Origin of the sequence: Ancylobacter sp. FA202 (assembly GCF_000380205.1) — a bacterium.
GTDB lineage: Bacteria > Pseudomonadota > Alphaproteobacteria > Rhizobiales > Xanthobacteraceae > Ancylobacter.
The window spans coordinates 3,999,619-4,015,505 of sequence record NZ_KB904818.1 but is presented as its reverse complement, the minus strand read 5'-3'; the positions used below and the strand labels follow the sequence as shown (position 1 = coordinate 4,015,505).

At 63.4% G+C, this 15,887-nt stretch carries 12 protein-coding genes; 6 read left to right on the top strand and 6 right to left on the bottom strand.

What is annotated here, in order from left to right; translation table 11 throughout:
- Positions 1–240 precede the first annotated feature (240 nt).
- A complete protein-coding gene (locus tag A3M1_RS0118470; RefSeq protein ID WP_245261741.1) occupies positions 241–3,312 on the top strand; it encodes an autotransporter domain-containing protein in 3,072 nt (1,023 codons plus the stop codon).
- A gap of 729 nt (positions 3,313–4,041) precedes the next feature.
- Here the strand turns inward: A3M1_RS0118470 and A3M1_RS0118465 are convergent.
- A complete protein-coding gene (locus tag A3M1_RS0118465; RefSeq protein WP_018390476.1) occupies positions 4,042–5,283 on the bottom strand; it encodes an MFS transporter in 1,242 nt (413 codons plus the stop codon).
- 190 nt (positions 5,284–5,473) lie between these two features.
- Here A3M1_RS0118465 and A3M1_RS0118460 point away from each other — a divergent pair, with 190 nt between their 5' ends.
- Positions 5,474–6,379 carry a LysR family transcriptional regulator gene (locus A3M1_RS0118460; protein WP_018390475.1) on the top strand — a complete coding sequence of 302 codons (906 nt, stop codon included), beginning with the start codon at positions 5,474–5,476 and terminating at the stop codon, positions 6,377–6,379.
- An 89-nt stretch (positions 6,380–6,468) separates the two neighbouring features.
- Here the strand turns inward: A3M1_RS0118460 and A3M1_RS0118455 are convergent, their stop codons facing one another.
- The 5 genes from A3M1_RS0118455 to A3M1_RS26510 all read right to left on the bottom strand — a co-directional run bounded on the left by A3M1_RS0118455 (position 6,469) and on the right by A3M1_RS26510 (position 9,932).
- Positions 6,469–7,482: an aldo/keto reductase gene (locus A3M1_RS0118455; RefSeq protein ID WP_018390474.1), complete on the bottom strand. Its 1,014-nt coding sequence runs from the start codon at positions 7,480–7,482 to the stop codon at positions 6,469–6,471.
- A 736-nt stretch (positions 7,483–8,218) separates the two neighbouring features.
- Complete coding sequence (locus tag A3M1_RS0118450; RefSeq protein ID WP_018390473.1) at positions 8,219–8,536, bottom strand: DUF6634 family protein; 318 nt, start codon at positions 8,534–8,536, stop codon at positions 8,219–8,221.
- A gap of 156 nt (positions 8,537–8,692) precedes the next feature.
- Positions 8,693–8,875 (bottom strand): hypothetical protein, encoded by a 183-nt coding sequence (locus A3M1_RS0118445; protein ID WP_018390472.1) that lies wholly within the window; start codon positions 8,873–8,875, stop codon positions 8,693–8,695.
- A 174-nt stretch (positions 8,876–9,049) separates the two neighbouring features.
- A complete protein-coding gene (locus A3M1_RS26750; RefSeq protein ID WP_156029607.1) occupies positions 9,050–9,286 on the bottom strand; it encodes a hypothetical protein in 237 nt (78 codons plus the stop codon).
- A gap of 235 nt (positions 9,287–9,521) precedes the next feature.
- Positions 9,522–9,932 (bottom strand): helix-turn-helix transcriptional regulator, encoded by a 411-nt coding sequence (locus A3M1_RS26510; protein ID WP_156029609.1) that lies wholly within the window; start codon positions 9,930–9,932, stop codon positions 9,522–9,524.
- Between the two features lie 906 nt (positions 9,933–10,838).
- Between A3M1_RS26510 and A3M1_RS0118435 the strand changes: the two genes are divergently transcribed.
- Genes A3M1_RS0118435 through A3M1_RS0118420 form a run of 4 tightly spaced genes read left to right on the top strand, consistent with a single transcriptional unit; the run spans position 10,839 to position 15,832 of the window.
- A complete protein-coding gene (locus A3M1_RS0118435) occupies positions 10,839–11,513 on the top strand; it encodes a hypothetical protein (RefSeq protein ID WP_245261740.1) in 675 nt (224 codons plus the stop codon).
- A gap of 26 nt (positions 11,514–11,539) precedes the next feature.
- Positions 11,540–13,870 carry a DDE-type integrase/transposase/recombinase gene (locus A3M1_RS0118430; protein WP_018390470.1) on the top strand — a complete coding sequence of 777 codons (2,331 nt, stop codon included), beginning with the start codon at positions 11,540–11,542 and terminating at the stop codon, positions 13,868–13,870.
- Positions 13,867–14,949: an ATP-binding protein gene (locus tag A3M1_RS0118425; protein ID WP_018390469.1), complete on the top strand. Its 1,083-nt coding sequence runs from the start codon at positions 13,867–13,869 to the stop codon at positions 14,947–14,949. Before A3M1_RS0118430 ends, A3M1_RS0118425 begins: the two co-directional genes overlap by 4 nt.
- Before the next feature lie 13 nt (positions 14,950–14,962).
- Positions 14,963–15,832 carry a TniQ family protein gene (locus A3M1_RS0118420; protein WP_018964015.1) on the top strand — a complete coding sequence of 290 codons (870 nt, stop codon included), beginning with the start codon at positions 14,963–14,965 and terminating at the stop codon, positions 15,830–15,832.
- The last annotated feature ends 55 nt before the right edge of the window (positions 15,833–15,887 follow it).

Below are 15,887 nucleotides of genomic sequence, written 5' to 3'. Positions count from 1 at the left end.
GCTTCTCGTCTGAATTCCCCAAGACCGGCCAGTCGTCTTCCGGCCCCAAGGCCGCCGACAAACCCTCGCTTGCCGTTGCTGGCCGGCGCAAGTCGCACGGGCGACCTGACCGTTGTCACATACCAGCAACATTTCGCGTAAAATGGCGACTCAACCACAAGTAAGCCAGCAACCCATCTTGGCTTCCCCTCCTTTCTCGTCCATTCAGGAGCGGGGAATCGACTAAAGTCGGAGGCGGGAATGAGGGTCGTTGGCACACCATCGGTTGTGGCGGGGTTGGTATTGTCGGGAAGCGTCTGGCTGGCGTTCCCTTCCGCTCATGCCGACCCGGCCTGCACGAATGCCGGCACGGTGACCTATGAAGGCACCGTCACGATACTCACCTGCACCGATGAACGTCTGTCGGCGACGGCCACCGGGCCCGCCGCGACGCTGAATGTCGACAATGGCTATTTCGATTCCGACACTGATGGTGGCCCGGGCATCCTGTTCAAGGCCAATGACGACGCCGCCAATCCCACCGACATCACCTTGAATCTGACCGGGTCCACCACGGTTCTCGGGCAGCTTTACGATGGCGTCGACGTGCGCACCGTGCGCGGCGACATCACGGTCAATATCGGCGAGGGAGTCCTCATCTCGCCGGACCAGACCGGCGTCTACGTCGCCGCCACCGAACCGGGAAGCTGGCCGGACGGCGATACCTATGTCGGCGGCAACGTCATCATCACCAATTACGGCACCGTCATCGCCGGCACCTCGCCCGATCCGATGGGCACAAACGGCATTTTGGGCCTCGCCAATGGCGGAGGCGTGTCGATCGCCAATTACGGGACGGTTTCGACCACCTACACCACGTACAGCGCCTGGGATACGTACGGCATTCTGGCTGACGGCGGCTACGCTGCGCCGGAACCTGTCGCGGTCAGCATCTACAATGACGGTTCGGTCACGGCGCTGAACGACGGTCTTCGCGTCAACAGCTATAACGGCCTCGCCAGCGTGGTGAACGATGTCAACGGCGTCGTGACCTCGAATGGTCGCCGTGGCGTGGTCGTGTGGTCGGACAAGAACACCGCCATCCTCACCAACCGCGGGACGATAACGTCCTATGATGGACCGGGCGCCAATGTGTGGGCCGGCGGATCGGTCTCCGGCGACGCCACCATCGTCAATAGCGGCTCGATCACCGCCTATGACAACCCCGACCGGACCGTTTACACGACGCTCTACAACGGCGTGCACATCTGGTCGCAGACCGTCGGCAAGGCGGAACTGGTCAACCTCGCCGGCGGCCGCATTGTCGCGCCGAACGGCTGGGGCGCCTGGATGATGAGCACCGATGGCGACGTGGTCGTCGACAATGCTGGCCTCATCAAGGGCGCGACCACCGCCATCCACGTCGGCGCGCAGGACGGCGCCGTCATCGTCGGCGACATTCCCGGCTATGAAGGCGCCATGGGCGGCGACCTTACCGTCACCAACAGCGGAATCATCACGGCCTTCGCCACCGTGGCGGATCCTCAGGGCACCTTTGGCCTGGTCACTCTGTCGGGTGACGTGGGCACCGCCTCCTTCACTAATGAAGCCGGCGGCGTCGTAGGGGCAGGCCTCGACCTTGATGACGGCTTCGTCGCCGGGCGCATCGGCTCCCTGTCGATGACCGAGCTGGGCGGCCTGGCCGACGCCGCGGGCAACCTTGCCATCTTTGCAGCGGTCAAGGCCGACGAGGTGAACATCACCAATGCGGGCCTGATGTTCGGGCGCGTCGTCGTGGAGGCGCCGGCCGCCGTCTCGGAGGGCATCGACGTGCCGGACACGACCGGTGCGGTCGAGGTCAGCAATTCCGGCACCTGGGTTGTCACCGGCGTGTCGTCCATCACGCCGAACGCCCTCTCGGGCGTCTTCAGCAATAGCGGGGCGCTCTGGGCCCTGGACAAGACCGGCTTCGAGGGCGACTTCGCCAATAGCGGCGTGATCCATCTCGTTTCGACCGGCTCGCAGGCCGGCGCGACCGCGATCTTCGGCGACTACGCCGCCAGTGGTGCCGCCCGACTGCTGCTTCATTCGTCGCCCGGCTTCGGCCTTTCCGCCCTTCCCAGCCTCACCATCGATGGCGACGTGAGCGGCCGGACCGAAGTTCTGCTGGCCAATCCCTTGCAACTTGCCACGCTCGACTGGCGAGGCACGGCACCTGTCACGGTGGTCACGGTGGCAGGCGACGCACCGGCGGGCGCGGGCCACTTCTACATGGACCAAGACGTGGGTCTCATCAGCTATGGGCTGAACTACGCCAGCGGCGAGGACGAGACCTGGTCACTGAGCCGTGGGCTGAATGTCGATGCTGCCGCGGCCCTCAGCAGCACCGCCTATGCCGCGCGCAATCTTCTCACACTGTCGACCCAGCTCGTCACCGAGCGCCTCGACGACCTGCGTGATTCCCTCTTCACCGGGATGCCCGTTCCGGCCGCACCAATGGCCTATGCGCCGACCAAGGCACCGTCGTCGGCCTTCTCCGGCGTCGACAAGGGGTCTTCGTCTCCGACGGCACGTGCGTGGCTGAAGGCGAGCGGCATGACGTCGACAGGCGACGGCTATGACATGGATACCGGCATCTTCCAGGGCGGCATCGATGTCGCCCGCGAGCTCGGCCATGACTTCGTCGCCGCGGGACTTATTGCCGGCTACGGGCGCTCGACCCTCGACTTCAACGCCACCGCCACGGATGCCACGGTCGATGGGCCGGTGTTTGGTGCCTATGGCACCTATGTCACCGAAAGCGGGATGTTCGTGAACGGCATCCTGATGGGGCAGGTGTTCGACGTCGACATGTCGCTCGCCTCCGTCAGTACCGATTTCAGCGGATCGAGCGTCGGCGGTCGGGTCGAGACGGGCATTCGCCTCACTTATGGTGAGCTGCTGGTCGAACCCTCCGTGGCGATGCAGGCGAGCTACACCTCCTTCGATACGGTCGATGTCGCCAACATCGCCGCCGGCTTCGACGACACCACCGGGCTCGCCGCCGAGGGGCGCCTGCGCGTCGCGGCCAATATCCGGCGCGAGACCGTCCTGCTCAAGCCCTACGCCATTGCGACGCTGGGCTATGAGTTTTTGGCGGACGACAATGTCACCGTCACGGCGCTGGATGCGAGCTATGTTGGTGACCAGAAGGGCCTCTATGGCGATCTGAGCCTGGGCCTTGCGGTCAGCGACCTGAGCAACAGCTATAGTGGGTTCGTGCAGGGCAGCTTCGACTTCACCGAGGACCGTACCGGTGTCGGCATCAAGCTGGGCGGTCAGCTGCGTTTCTGAGAAACGCCTCAAACAGGTGCGGGTTCTGTCGTCCGCCGGCTGCCTCGCGGGTACAGTCATCCACGATTATCCGTACAGCGTTCTTTCTGCGCCGCATGGTGTAGCCCCGGCGGATGGCGTTGGCACCCTGGTGCGCCAACTGGCGCTCGATTGAGTCGGCACTCCATTGGCCCATCTCATCTCAGCGGGACCGTGATCGCGGGCCTTCCAACGCGCGCCGACCCGGCAGGATCATGCCGCCAGAAACAGGTGTTTTGCGACGGGTGGTGCCGTCCGAGTGTGAGCAACCAGGACGGCCTGCGGAAGAGACCGATAATCCCCGCCGCATTGGCTCGATTGCGAGCCACGGCAAGCGAGGGCTTGTCGGCGGCTTTGGGGCCGTATCCGGAATGGCGGCTTTTGGCGTCAGATCAGTCAAGAGCGGCCGTCGTCGTTAACCGACGTGGCGTCCTGAGCTGACCCTTTTCGGACCGAAAGCTTGCTTACGGGGTGGATGCTAACCGAGCGGATCGCTTTCTCTCAGCGTTCCGCGTCCGGAAAAGGATCGAGCGCGCCAGAGATCTGAAATGGGCGGACAGCGATCTCATGACTTTGGACGACATGTCATAGGTGACGCCGGTCGGCTGCTCTTCGGGCTCGCGTGCCCGCCCACTCATCGAAGAGGTCGCTGCCGACCAGCGGCGCAGTGGAATCCCAGCTCAGTCACGAAGCGGGAGTACGAATATCGGCCTAACGCCTGTGCCAATCCCGCCCCAGGAGCGTGAGGCCGAATATAGCGAGACCGGCGAGCGTGAGGCCGAAGCCGGCCCAGACTGCCGAGAGGAGGCCAAAGCCCGCGTCAATGGCGAGCCCGCCGCTCCAAGCGCCGAGTGCATTGGCTGCATTCAGCGAAGCGAGGTTCATCGCGCCCATCAAGGTCGGGGCTTCCGGGGCGAAGGTGGTGAGGCGCACCTGGATGGTGGGGATCGCCACCATCATCGCCGCTCCAACGCCAAACAGACCCGGCAGCAGCAGCCAGACTGACGTGCCACCCATGGCCAGCCCAGCCATCACGACCAACGCGCTGCCATAGCCAATTGCGATCCCCAGCGCCGGATGGCGATCCGCAAGCCAGCCGCCAAACAGGTTGCCGGCCGTCATGCCCAGCCCAAAGGCGCCCAACGCGATCGGGATCATGGCAGCGGGCAGGCCAGCGGCGTCCGTAACGATGGGACCGATGAACGTGTAGACGGCGAAGATGCTGCCGACGCCGCTGGCGGCGACCATCATCATGCCCCACACCGACACCTTGCGAAGCGCGGACAGCTCCTGGATCACCGGCACCCCATCCAGCGCCGAAGTGCGCGGCACCCACTGCCAGAGGGCCGCGAAGGCGAAAGCGGCGAGGATCGCGACGGCTAGGTAAGTCTCGCGCCATCCCAGAGCCTGCCCCATGAAGGTGGCCAACGGCGAGCCAAAAATGGTGGCGACGGTCAGCCCCGTCATGACGATAGCGAAGGCCCGTCCCGCCTGTCCGGCGCCGACCACATGGGCCGCGACCACGGCGCCGGCACCAAAATAGGCGCCCTGCGGAAGGCCGCTAATGAACCGCGCCGTCATCAGCCAGCCTAGGTCGCTTGCCACCGCGGACAACAGATTGCCAGCCATGAACAGGGCCATCAACGCCAGCAGCAGCGTGCGGCGATTGAGCCGGGCGGCGGTCAGGGTGACCAGGGGAGCGCCAACGACCACGCCGAAGGCATAAGCGGTGATCGCGCCGGTTGCTTGCGGCACCGTAAGTCCGAGGCTTTCGGAAAAGAGCTGGATGATGCCCATGCTCGCGAATTCCGACGTGCCGATCACGAAACTCCCCAAGGCGAGCGCGAGGAGCGTCGGGGTGCCCCCGCGATCAGCGGCGGTGTCCCGAGTTTGCTGTCGGGACGAGGAACGATCGACATCGACCGGAAGGGAGGCGGAGGGGGAGGCGGACATGTCTGCGATCCTTTCATTGCGGGCCGAGCCGGTGGGCGGTGGCCGTCGCGGGTTGAGATCGCATGGCGCCGTCGCGCTGATTAGACGGCCGCTTTTCACTGGATTTTGGAGATTGCTTCACAGATCGCGGGACGGAAATCAGATGGCGTGTTAGGTCGCCCGTTCGGGCAATCCAGATCAAAGGTCCGGCATGGACAATCGCGCTGGCGAGATGATGGTGTTCGTTCGCGTCGTCGAGGCGGGAAGCTTTTCCGAAGCGGCCCGGCTGATGCTGATGACGCCGTCGACGGTGTCCAAGCTGATCGCGCGCCTGGAAACGCGGCTGGGGGTGCGCCTGATCGAGCGATCCACCCGCCGGCTGGCTCTGACCAGGGAAGGCCAGTTCTATTACGAGCGCAGCCAGGCCCTACTTGGCCAGCTCGACGAAACCGAGCAGCAGATCGCCCAGGGCGGCGCCGAGGCCGAGGGCGTGGTCCGCGTGACCTCATCGGTCAGCTTCGGCTCCGCGGCCCTGGAGCCAGTCCTGCCGGCCTTTTTCGAGGCTTACCCGAAAGTCATCGTCGATCTCTCACTCTCGGACGAGGTGGTCGACCTCTATCTCGATCGTACCGATGTTGCGATCCGGGTGGGCAAGCTCATGGATTCCAATCTGATGGCGCGCAAGATAGGCGAGACGCGACGGCGCATTGTCGCCTCTCCGGCCTATCTCGCGCGCCACGGCACGCCCGCCACGCCGGAGGATCTCGTCCACCACAACTGTCTCGGCTTCAATTTCCGGCGGGCGATGCCGGTCTGGCCCATGCGCGAGGGCGGACGGATCGTTGAGCGGATGTTGAGCGGGTCCCTGCTCGTCAACAACGGCGACACGCTCCGCCGCATGGCGATTGCTGGCGTCGGCATCATCAGGCTCGCCGACTACCATCTGCGTGAACCCATCGCCCGGGGCGAACTGGTCGAGCTTCTGGCCGATAGCGACCTCGGCGTCGCGGACGATGTCCATGCCCTCTTCCGGGGCGCGCAGTTTCTGCCCGCGCGCGTCCGGGCGTTCCTGGATTTCGCCGTGCCGCGCATGCAAAAATTTCTGGTGCACGGCTAGGCGCTTCACGCCATGTGCCCCTTTACACGCAATGCCACCGCGTCCGAGGCGGGGCCTTTGACGCGGTGGCGGGAGATTAGATCGGAGTGTCAGCCCACGCTGGGGAGTGGCGCCGCCGGATTGACGAGGTTGCGCTCGCGCAGTTCAGCCCAGAACGCTGCCGGGATGGTCTCGCGTAGGGCGGCGCCGTCCTCGGCGATCCGCTCAGGGCGGCTGGCGCCGGGAATGACAGCAGCGACGGCAGGATGGGCGAGCGCGAACTGTAGCCCGGCCGCCTTCATAGAGATGCCGTGGCGGTCCGTGATGGCCTTGATCTCCGCTATGCGGGCGTTCATGGCGGGCGTCACCGGGGCGTACTCGAAGTTGGGTCCGCCGACGAGCGCGCCCGAGCTGTAGGGACCACCGACCACGATGCCGAGGCCGCGCTGTTGGACTAAAGGCATCACGCGCTGCAGGGCGTGATCGTGGTCGAGCAGCGTGTAGCGCCCGGCCAGGAGGAAACCATCAGGGCGCGGCTCCTCCAGCGCCAGCAGCAGCTCGATAGGCTCGACTCGATTGACGCCCAGGCCCCAGGCCTTGATGACGCCTTCGTCGCGCATGCGGTCGAGTGCGCGGAAGGCGCCCTTACGCGCTTCCTCGAACCGGGCGAGCCATTCGTCGCCATAGAAGTCCTGCGCCACGTCATGGACGAAGGCGATATCGATATGGTCGACCTTCAGGCGCTTGAGGCTGTCCTCGATGGACCGATAGGTGGCGTCTTCCGAGTAGTCATTCACGATCTTGTTGGGGCGGCCATACTTGAAGACCTCGCCCTTCTCCCCGAGATCGCGGGCGCTGACGTCCTCGATCTCGTCGAGGATCACGCGTCCGACCTTGGTGCTGATAACGAATTCGTTTCGCGGTTTGCCGGCCAGCACCTCGCCCATGCGGATTTCGGCGAGGCCCGCGCCGTAGAAGGGTGCGTTGTCGTAGTAGCGGATGCCGTCATGCCAGGCTGCCTCGACAGTCGCGCGCGCCTCAGCCTCCGGGATGTCCCGGAACATGTTGCCGAGGGGCGCCGCGCCAAAACCGAGTTGCCCGCGCAGAATATCCTTGAGTGCCATCGTCTGAACCTTCCATTGTCGGCCCGAACCCAACGTTCGGTGTCTCGGAAGGGATAGGGTGCGCGAGAGATCCGAAATAGCCGGGCAGTGCTCTCAGGACTTTGGAAGGAGGTTCATAGGTGGCCGCTTTGGTGGCGCATCCAAGACCCGTAAAACGGTAAGAAGCAAAGTCTGCTTTCAGGAAATCGCAGGTGCGATCTCTACGGCCGAGATGAGGGCGCAAAGCGGACACTTTCGATTCGGCAGCCATGCGTCTTTAAAGGGCAGAGATGGCCGCATTTTCCTGACGCTGACGTGCCGGCGGCCGCCGACGCATGGCCAGTTGATCGGCACCGCGCCATGGGCTGCCAGCGTCATCTCGCACAACGGGTGCGTGGTAGCTTCTCTGGCATCGGTTCAAAAATAACGAGTCTCGCATTTTTTGCCAGTCCCGTTATTTTTGAAATCGTCGGTCTTGTGTCTCGACCTTACTGTCGCCTGCTGCCCAGGGACTTCCAGCGAATCCGGTCAGGCCCGCTCTGACCCAAAGCAGCCCTCCCGACACACTGATGCGAAAGTCCGCCGTGCGCCGCCATCTCGGGCATTCAGGCACGCAGAAGGGTCAGGCCCTCGCCAGCCGCTCGATGATGAGGTCCGAGAGGGCGCGCAGACGTGGCAGGCGCCGCAAGTTACGACGAAAGCCGATCGAGGTGTCCCAGGAGCGCAGCTCCTCGTAAGCTTTTCTGGGCGACGCTCGTCAGTGGTAGTGCTTGGAAAGGGGCTCCTTGGGGGGCGGCAATGCGGACGTGCCGAGGCGATACCAGCGACTGAGAGTGCGCGCGATTGTCCGGTCCTCGCTGATCCACAGAACAGGACTGGTCGTGATCCATTGATCGCCCAGATGCGGATGGCCCACCGACTCCCCGATCAGCACCGGCATCTCGCCGTCGATCGCAACCATCCAGTTTTTCAGACCGACGGCGCCGATGAGATCGGTCTCCGAAGGCCGCCATCCTTTTGCCAGACGACGCAGATCGGCCGTCGCGGAAGCGACTTTTTCAGCCAAGCTGGGCATCGCTCGTTCTCCTGTCATTTGCATGGGAGTGATGCAATTCCGTTCAGACGGAAGGCACGCCAGCGCCGCGCCAGTCGCGCAGCGCCGCCGAGAGGTTGGCCCACCTTCGCTCGCGTGAGGGCAGCGGTGCCGAGCGCCGACTGCCCGAGATGCTGGTCAGCGGGTCCGGGCGTCCGCGCCGAACTCGGCTTTCGCTCGCTCAAAAGCGATCCGTCTCCGGATTATGTCCGCCAGCGCTCCGATGATTGTCTCGATCTCGGAATCCAGGATCTCCGCGAGCTCACCCGCGGCGCCGAGCAGCCTCTCAACGTCCGGCCCGGCGTTTGTCTGTTTGTCCACTATGAACCTCCATTGACGGGCATCAGGCACCCTCGGCACTGGCGTGGGCGGCGTGCGCCTCTTCGCGGCAGGCATGTGCACGCGAAAATTACCCGCGGCCCCGGGCTATGCGCCTGCGTCGAGAGCAGAACTCGTCTTCAATGGCCTCGCCGAACGAGCAATCGAGGATGAAGCTCAGATTTGGTTTGCCACTCTCAGCAGCGTACTCGGCTCGCACCGTAGATCATCGAAATCGGCATCGATGACGTCATAGATTTCGTCATCGATGAGAATTGCCAACCTGCTTTGATCCCTCACCTTGTAGCGTTGGAGTGTTGCCAGATTTCTTTTGCGCCTGCCGGGACCTCGGCGCTCACCGCTGTTGGCGGTCAGTAGAGCATTCGTAGATTGAAAACGTCGGTCCGTGATCATGCGGCTCTCCACGGTTCATTGATGCCCGCAGCCAATCATGGCTGCCAAAGCCCTTGAATGATGGGAACGAAACGCACTTCCGATGAACGGATGGATGGGTCGCTCGGCTAGATTGCTTGCAGCGAACCTAACGGCATCGCCGAGGCAAATGAGACGCCTTCATCCTATGAAAATAATTATAGCATTGATATAAATTTTGTCCACACGTTATGTCATATATGTTTAACGCCCAACTTCATCTGGTCCGCCTCTTGGCCGATCGCGAACTGAGACTCTCTTCCTCGCTCGACCGATATACGACCACTCCGAGGACATCTTCACCGAACACGAACTGCGCGCCTCCGGCTTCGAGTGCACGTCGTATACGGCCGATTATCTCATCGCGGGGCTCGACAAACCCGTTTTCGAAATCATTGATGGTCTTCTTCGACACGGCGGCCTGATGCCAAAGCCACGCCTGCGACACGTTGAGCAGGGTCCGCGCGGCCTGGCAAAGAAATCCAGGAATTGGCACTCCCGGCCGCAGAGGCATGAAGCTTGTCGAGGCCAATGGAAGGGGAGAGGCATTCTTCAGGTGAAATATTTTTATAGCACTGGTATAATGCCAGGATTGGATTTGGTCGAGCTGCCGTTCCGGCTGGTCCAAATGACGACCGCCTTTCGAATGGGATACGTTCGTCGAAATCGCTCGCCTCATCGGATTGCCGTCGCGCTTCCGTCACCACTCGCCGCGAATTCCAAGCAGATCAACGCTCGAAATCTCTACCGTCGGCCAACAGCGTATGACGAATCCGTGGGCCTTGACGTAATGATACACCAGCGAAGCCCTAATGCGGTTAGGCATAGGATATGGGCCTTTCCGACAGACAAGTTGCGGAGTGCCCTGGACGGCCGATCGCGCCGTGAATCCTTGCTCTTCAATCCTGAGGGACCAGGCAGCCCTCAGGAGATGACACATGCGCAGCCCGAACCGAGGACGGGGTGCCGTGAACACCAAGCCGAGTAATTTCCAGGTATTCGCCTTTCGGATCTTGCATTGCCTCTCGACGCCGGGTATCAGGGTGAACTCTTCAGAGGTAACCATGCACTCCAACGACATCATAGCGATACGCGATCGGCGGCACGTCCGCGGTCGGGTCAATGTCTTGGCAGTGCGCACTGCCTGAGAGCTACCCTATCCGCTACGTCCCGCCGTCAAGGCCTCGGATTTGATCCGTGGCTCGTGCGGGAATGCAAAGCTGATCACTTCCCTCCCGGACTGACTTCGAACCCCGCGAGTGATCGCGGGCTCACCTAGAGGATGCCGCGCCCACCGGTGACGATCGACAGATCGAATCCGGGCGGGTCTGACCATCCTCCGTCGTCTGCAACCAGCGCCAAGCGCTCACCAGGAGGAGTGGTCAATGTTCGACGTCATCGATTTCCGCCGCGCCCTCCCCAGCACCCGTCTCCCGATAGCGCGCTCGATACGCAGCGCGGGCTGAGCCCCGTTCTGCTTCGACCGCCGAAATCAACCGCGCTGTTTCAGCCGCGGAATCAGGAGATATGCGCCGTGAATACTTCGTCTGACGCAGAAATTTATTTCCCTGAGCGGAGCCGCGCCTCGCGCCCCATGCCTCTGCGCTCCACCGCTTCCTATCGTGGAACCATCGTCGACCGCGCGCGGAACAGAGCGTTCAACTATGAGAGCCACCTTGAGCGAGACTTCCTTTACGTAACGTTGGTCTCCCGCGACGTGGCCGATGTCCATGAGCAGCCGCCCGCGGTCTATTACAAGGATCGGTCCGGCCGCCAGAAGAAGCACACCTTTGACGCACTGTTGCTCCTGCGCGATGGCCGGCGGGTCGCGGTGGCGCTCAAGCCGAGCGGGCGTGTCGCTCGGTCCGGGATCCAGAGCACTCTGGAACTCATCCGGGCCCAGGTCGGCCCCAACTTCGCCGATCTCTACGTGCTCCGCACCGAGCAGCATGCTCATCCCGATGACGCCGCCGATGCTCGCCTCGTTCTTCGCGCACGGGGCTTTGTCGACCCGATGGCGGATCGCATCGCGATGGAACTGGCGGCGAAGCTTGATGGCTGGTGCCGCCTTGGAGACCTCGCGCGCGCAATCGGCGCCGGTGGCTCCGGCTTCAATGCCGCGGTGCGCTTGATCGGTTCGGGCGTCCTGATCGTCAAGGACCAGACCCGCATCTCGGCCGACTGCCTCGTCCGCATCCGGCCGAACTGAAACCAACCCGAACAACGGAGGTGCACATGATGACCAGCGCGCAGCCTGATTACAGGCCCCGCGGAAACTTTGGCTTTCCGGTCGGGCATGTCTTCGCCATCACCGGTCCGGAAGAACGGCTCTATCAGTTCGTCAGCCGGATTCGCGATGTGGTGACCATCCGCCCGGTGGCACCGCCGCATTTGGACCAGCTCATCAGCGGACGGGAGTTCGACGACCTTGTCGCCACCGGCAAGATCGATCCGCGCTACGAGGACAACAAGCCGAGCATGCGCGCGGCCCGTATCCGCCATCACGGTGCCTGCCTCGATGTTCCGCAGGAAGAACGGAACGTGCTGGATTTTCATTGGAAGCTCTGTCGGCGCATCCACGACATGCATGCAGCCCGTGAGATCAGCATGACCGACGAAGCCATGCGTCCTGCCATCGCCCAGGTGGCAGCTGCGCTGACCTTTGGCGAAGAGGCGGCCGCCGAGGAGATGTCGAACGGGAATATCGGTCGCAGGCGCGGCAGCAAGAAGGCGCTTCCCGCCGCAAGAGAACGCAGGCTCAAGGCCCGCAAGGCTCGGGTGGTGTTCGAGGCCCCCAGCCCGAGCACGGTCCGCGCCTACATCCGTCGGCTTGTCGACGGTGAATGGGACATCCGGGAACTCAGGGATCGGCGGAAGGGGCGCAGCGGGTTTCACGCCCCTCGGCTCGCGACCGCCCAGTCCTACCAGATCATGCAGCGCTGGGTGATGGCCTATCTCGACCGGAACCGCCCCACTGCCGCTCTGCTGCACAAGCTGATGATCGGGTCTGCTTGCATCGAGAATCTCCGTGCAACCGGAGAGCATGAAGACCTCGACACCTTTGCGAGCGTGAACGCGAAGCGGGCCAACGATAATCTGCCGCCTTTGCAGGTTCCCTCGCTGAGCACATTCGAACGCGCCATTCGAAGGATCGACAAGTTTCAGGTCGTGTGCGCGCGGCACGGGCCCAAGGCGGCCCGTGCGCAGTGCCACATCGTCGGTCGTCGCGTCGGCCCCCTGGCTGCGGGCGAACGCGTCGCCATCGACAATTGGCTCGGCCAGCTCATGGTGCTGAAGCTTCCCAAGGAATTCTGGAGCGGCCTGGACGACGAGAGCGTCAACACCCTCCTCAAGCAGCGGCTTACCGTCTGCATCGCGATCTGCGAAGCGACCAAGGTCGTTCTCGGCATCCGGCTGTCGCTCAACCCGAATGAGCAGACGTCGCTGGAAACGCTGGAGATGGTGTGTCGGGACAGGACCGACGTGGCATTGGCCGCCGGTTGCCGTGAAGCATGGAACCATGTGCTTACCCCCGAGGAGGTGGTCAGCGACTCGGGTAGCGAGTTCATCGCGTACCGTTTCCGCGCCGCCGTGACGGATCTGGCGTCCCACAATGAGATCGGCAAGGCGGGGCATCCGGACGCGAGAGCCTGCATCGAACGGTTCAACGGGACGCTGGATCGCCAGCTCATGCCCCTGTTCCAGGGGCGCACCTTCTCCGGGATCGCAGAGAAGGGGAAATACGATCCGGCCGCCGTTGCCAATGTCACGGCTGAGGTTCTCGGCAAGGCGCTGGTCCGCTGGGTCGTGGATGTCTACCACAACGAGCCTCATGCCGGTCTCGGCGGAGAAACCCCGAATGACGCCTGGGCGCGGCTTAGCGAGGAATACCAGGTGCGCCCTCCGCCGTCCCCGGCCGTGATGCGTGCCGTCTTCGGCTTCAATGACCTTCGTCAGATCCAGAACCGGGGCATCCGGTTCATGGGCCTCTTCTATCGCCGCAGCGCCGACAACAGGCTCGCCAAGCTGCGCCAGCGGATCGGACAGAAGAAAGTCCGCATTCGTGCTGATCTGCGCAACCTCGGCGCGATCTCGGTCTGCGCGGATGAAGCAGGGGCCACCTGGTTCACCGTTCATTGCGACTTCGACTGGATGGAGGGGGTGAGCGCCCATGAATGGCTCGCCACCGTGAACCGCACTCGGCAGCGGCACGCTGACCTCGCGAAGCTGCGCGAACCTGTCGTTCTGGCCGCCCTTCAGGACATTCGGCAGATGGCCAGGGTGTCGGCCGTGGCGGCTGGGATCGGTCCCTCCACCATGACGGCGGAGATGCTGCTGCACCACGAACAGGAGGCGTGCAAGCACCTGGACATCAGGCCCGCTGAAGAGAGGGGCACCACTTTCGAGGGGATCATCGACGCGCCTTGGAATTCGTGTGTGGCGAGCGTTGACGAAGGCGGCGGTGAACCCGTGGCGATGAATGAAGATGCAGCGGACAAGCCCGAAGGCTCCGTTTCCCGCCGGCGCCGTGGTCTCGGGTCCAGCTTTCTGAAGGAGGGGGAATGACCACGACCATTTCGGAACCGACGAAGGACGACGCGTTCCTTCAGCGCGTCCTCGAAAATCAGTCCGAGAAGCGGCGCCGCGTGAATGAGGCGATGGCGCGCGTCACGTCCGTTTACCTGCCGACGGAGTTCGGTGACCAGGTGAGTCAGCAGATCGACTGGCTGCTGGATTCCATGCTGGTTGAACTCGGTCGGCAGCCCGGAGCGCCCGTGCCGAAAGGGACCATTCGGGGTGGTCGGGCATTGGTGATCGTCGGTGAGGCGGGTGCCGGAAAGTCGCGAATCCTGCGGCACACCTTCCAGTCGCGCCCGGAATTCAGCGGGTTCGGAACGGAAGATCGGTCCTCGCCGCTCCTGTCCGTGGTCGCGCCCTCGCCCTTCACCCTCGGCGCCCTCGGCAACGAGATCGCCCGGCGCCTTGGCTACCATGGCAGGAGAGAGATCAAGCACTCCCAGGTGTGGGGCTTCGTTCGGACTCTCATGAAGGAGAATGGAATTCGCATCCTCCACATCGACGAGGGGCAGCACGGTGCCGAGATCATCTCCGGCAGCATGCTTCAGGAGATGGAGAACACCCTCAAGCGCATGATGGAGGAAAGCGAATGGCAGACCTGGCTCATCCTGTCGGGCTGCCCGACGCTGGCCCGTTTCTGCCAGTCCGATGAATCCATGATGCGGCGGGTGCGCGTGCTGAGGTTCCATCGGCTGCGCTTCCCGGACCACGCGGAAGCGGTCAAGGGCATCGTGCGGAGCATCGCGCGGCTGTGCCCTGGCATCGAGCATGAAGCGATCCTCACCGACGAGTTCGCTGCCCGGCTCCTGCATGCGGCCCTGTATCAGTTCGGCATCCTCGTCGAATACGTCCAGGATGCCATCGGCGAGTGCCTGTTGGCCTCCTCGGACAGCTTGTCGGTCGCCCATTTCGCCGACGTCTACGCGATCCGGACGGGTGAGCTGGCGGACGATCTCAATCCATTCATCGCCAGGGATTGGGAGACGGTCACCGTCGAGCGCGCGCTTCATGAAGAGCCCACCGATGCGACGCGGGCAGCTCCGTCGCGCCAGAAACGCAAAGGTTGAAAGGAACCCGGAAGTGAATTTGCCTTGGACCCTCACGCCCGGCTTGCTCGAGATGCCGTCCGACTTCGCCTCCCGCCTTGCAGCGCGGAACTGTCGGGATGACCTCCACGATTTTTGCCGGGATTTCGATCTCGATGTGCAAGGACTCGTGGACGGCAGCACGGAAGTGATCGTCCAACTTGCACGTCTCGCCGGGATCGATGCAGAGACGATCGGTCGGGAGGCCTTCGTCCGCATCGGTCGCGAGCGCCGCTACCTTCATAAGGGGCATGAATTCCTCATCTCCAACCTGTCCCGGGACCGGGTGCGGGTGTGCCCCGCCTGTCTCGAAGAGGATGTCTCCCGCCACGATTTCCGTGTCCTGGCCCGCCCCTATCGGCGTAGCACCTGGCTGATCGACTATGTGCGCACGTGCCCCCTCCACGACCTCTCGCTGGTTACGGTCGGCACCGGCTCGATGGTGGCGCGCCGGCACGACACGTCCCAGGTGCTGGCGATGGCGCTGCCGCAGCTGGGCACGCTTACCGGACAGGCGGTGAAGAGAGAGCCGTCTTCATTCGAAACCTATGTCCGGGGATGCCTCGATGGAACGGCCGCGCCTTCGCCGTGGCCGGATGCACTTCCCCTCCATGCCGTCATGCGCCTGAGCGCGATGGTCGGAGGTTCGGAAGTCCGTGGCCCGCAAGTGGCTATAGACAGCCTGGCGGACCCGGAAAGATGGGAGGCGGAGGCCGTGGGCTTCGATATCCTGGCGGGCGGCGAGGTGGAGATCTTCGCCTTCCTGGATCGCCTGCAATCTTCCTTCCTAGACGGCCATGTGCGCCATGGCCCCCATCCGCTGTTCGGGCACCTGTATGAATGGTTGGCTGTTGAATTCCATTGAGATCTGACCCGTCTGCCGGGGATTTTTCCATCGAGAAGTGACCCATGTTTTCACC

Bases quoted from the DNA above. Each gene is read 5' to 3' on its own strand.
- A3M1_RS0118470 (WP_245261741.1), top strand. From the start codon at position 241: ATGAGGGTCGTTGGCACACCATCGGTTGTGGCGGGGTTGGTATTGTCG.
- A3M1_RS0118465 (WP_018390476.1), bottom strand. From the start codon at position 5,283: ATGTCCGCCTCCCCCTCCGCCTCCCTTCCGGTCGATGTCGATCGTTCC.
- A3M1_RS0118460 (WP_018390475.1), top strand. From the start codon at position 5,474: ATGGACAATCGCGCTGGCGAGATGATGGTGTTCGTTCGCGTCGTCGAG.
- A3M1_RS0118455 (WP_018390474.1), bottom strand. From the start codon at position 7,482: ATGGCACTCAAGGATATTCTGCGCGGGCAACTCGGTTTTGGCGCGGCG.
- A3M1_RS0118450 (WP_018390473.1), bottom strand. From the start codon at position 8,536: ATGCCCAGCTTGGCTGAAAAAGTCGCTTCCGCGACGGCCGATCTGCGT.
- A3M1_RS26750 (WP_156029607.1), bottom strand. From the start codon at position 9,286: ATGATCACGGACCGACGTTTTCAATCTACGAATGCTCTACTGACCGCC.
- A3M1_RS0118430 (WP_018390470.1), top strand. From the start codon at position 11,540: ATGATGACCAGCGCGCAGCCTGATTACAGGCCCCGCGGAAACTTTGGC.
- A3M1_RS0118425 (WP_018390469.1), top strand. From the start codon at position 13,867: ATGACCACGACCATTTCGGAACCGACGAAGGACGACGCGTTCCTTCAG.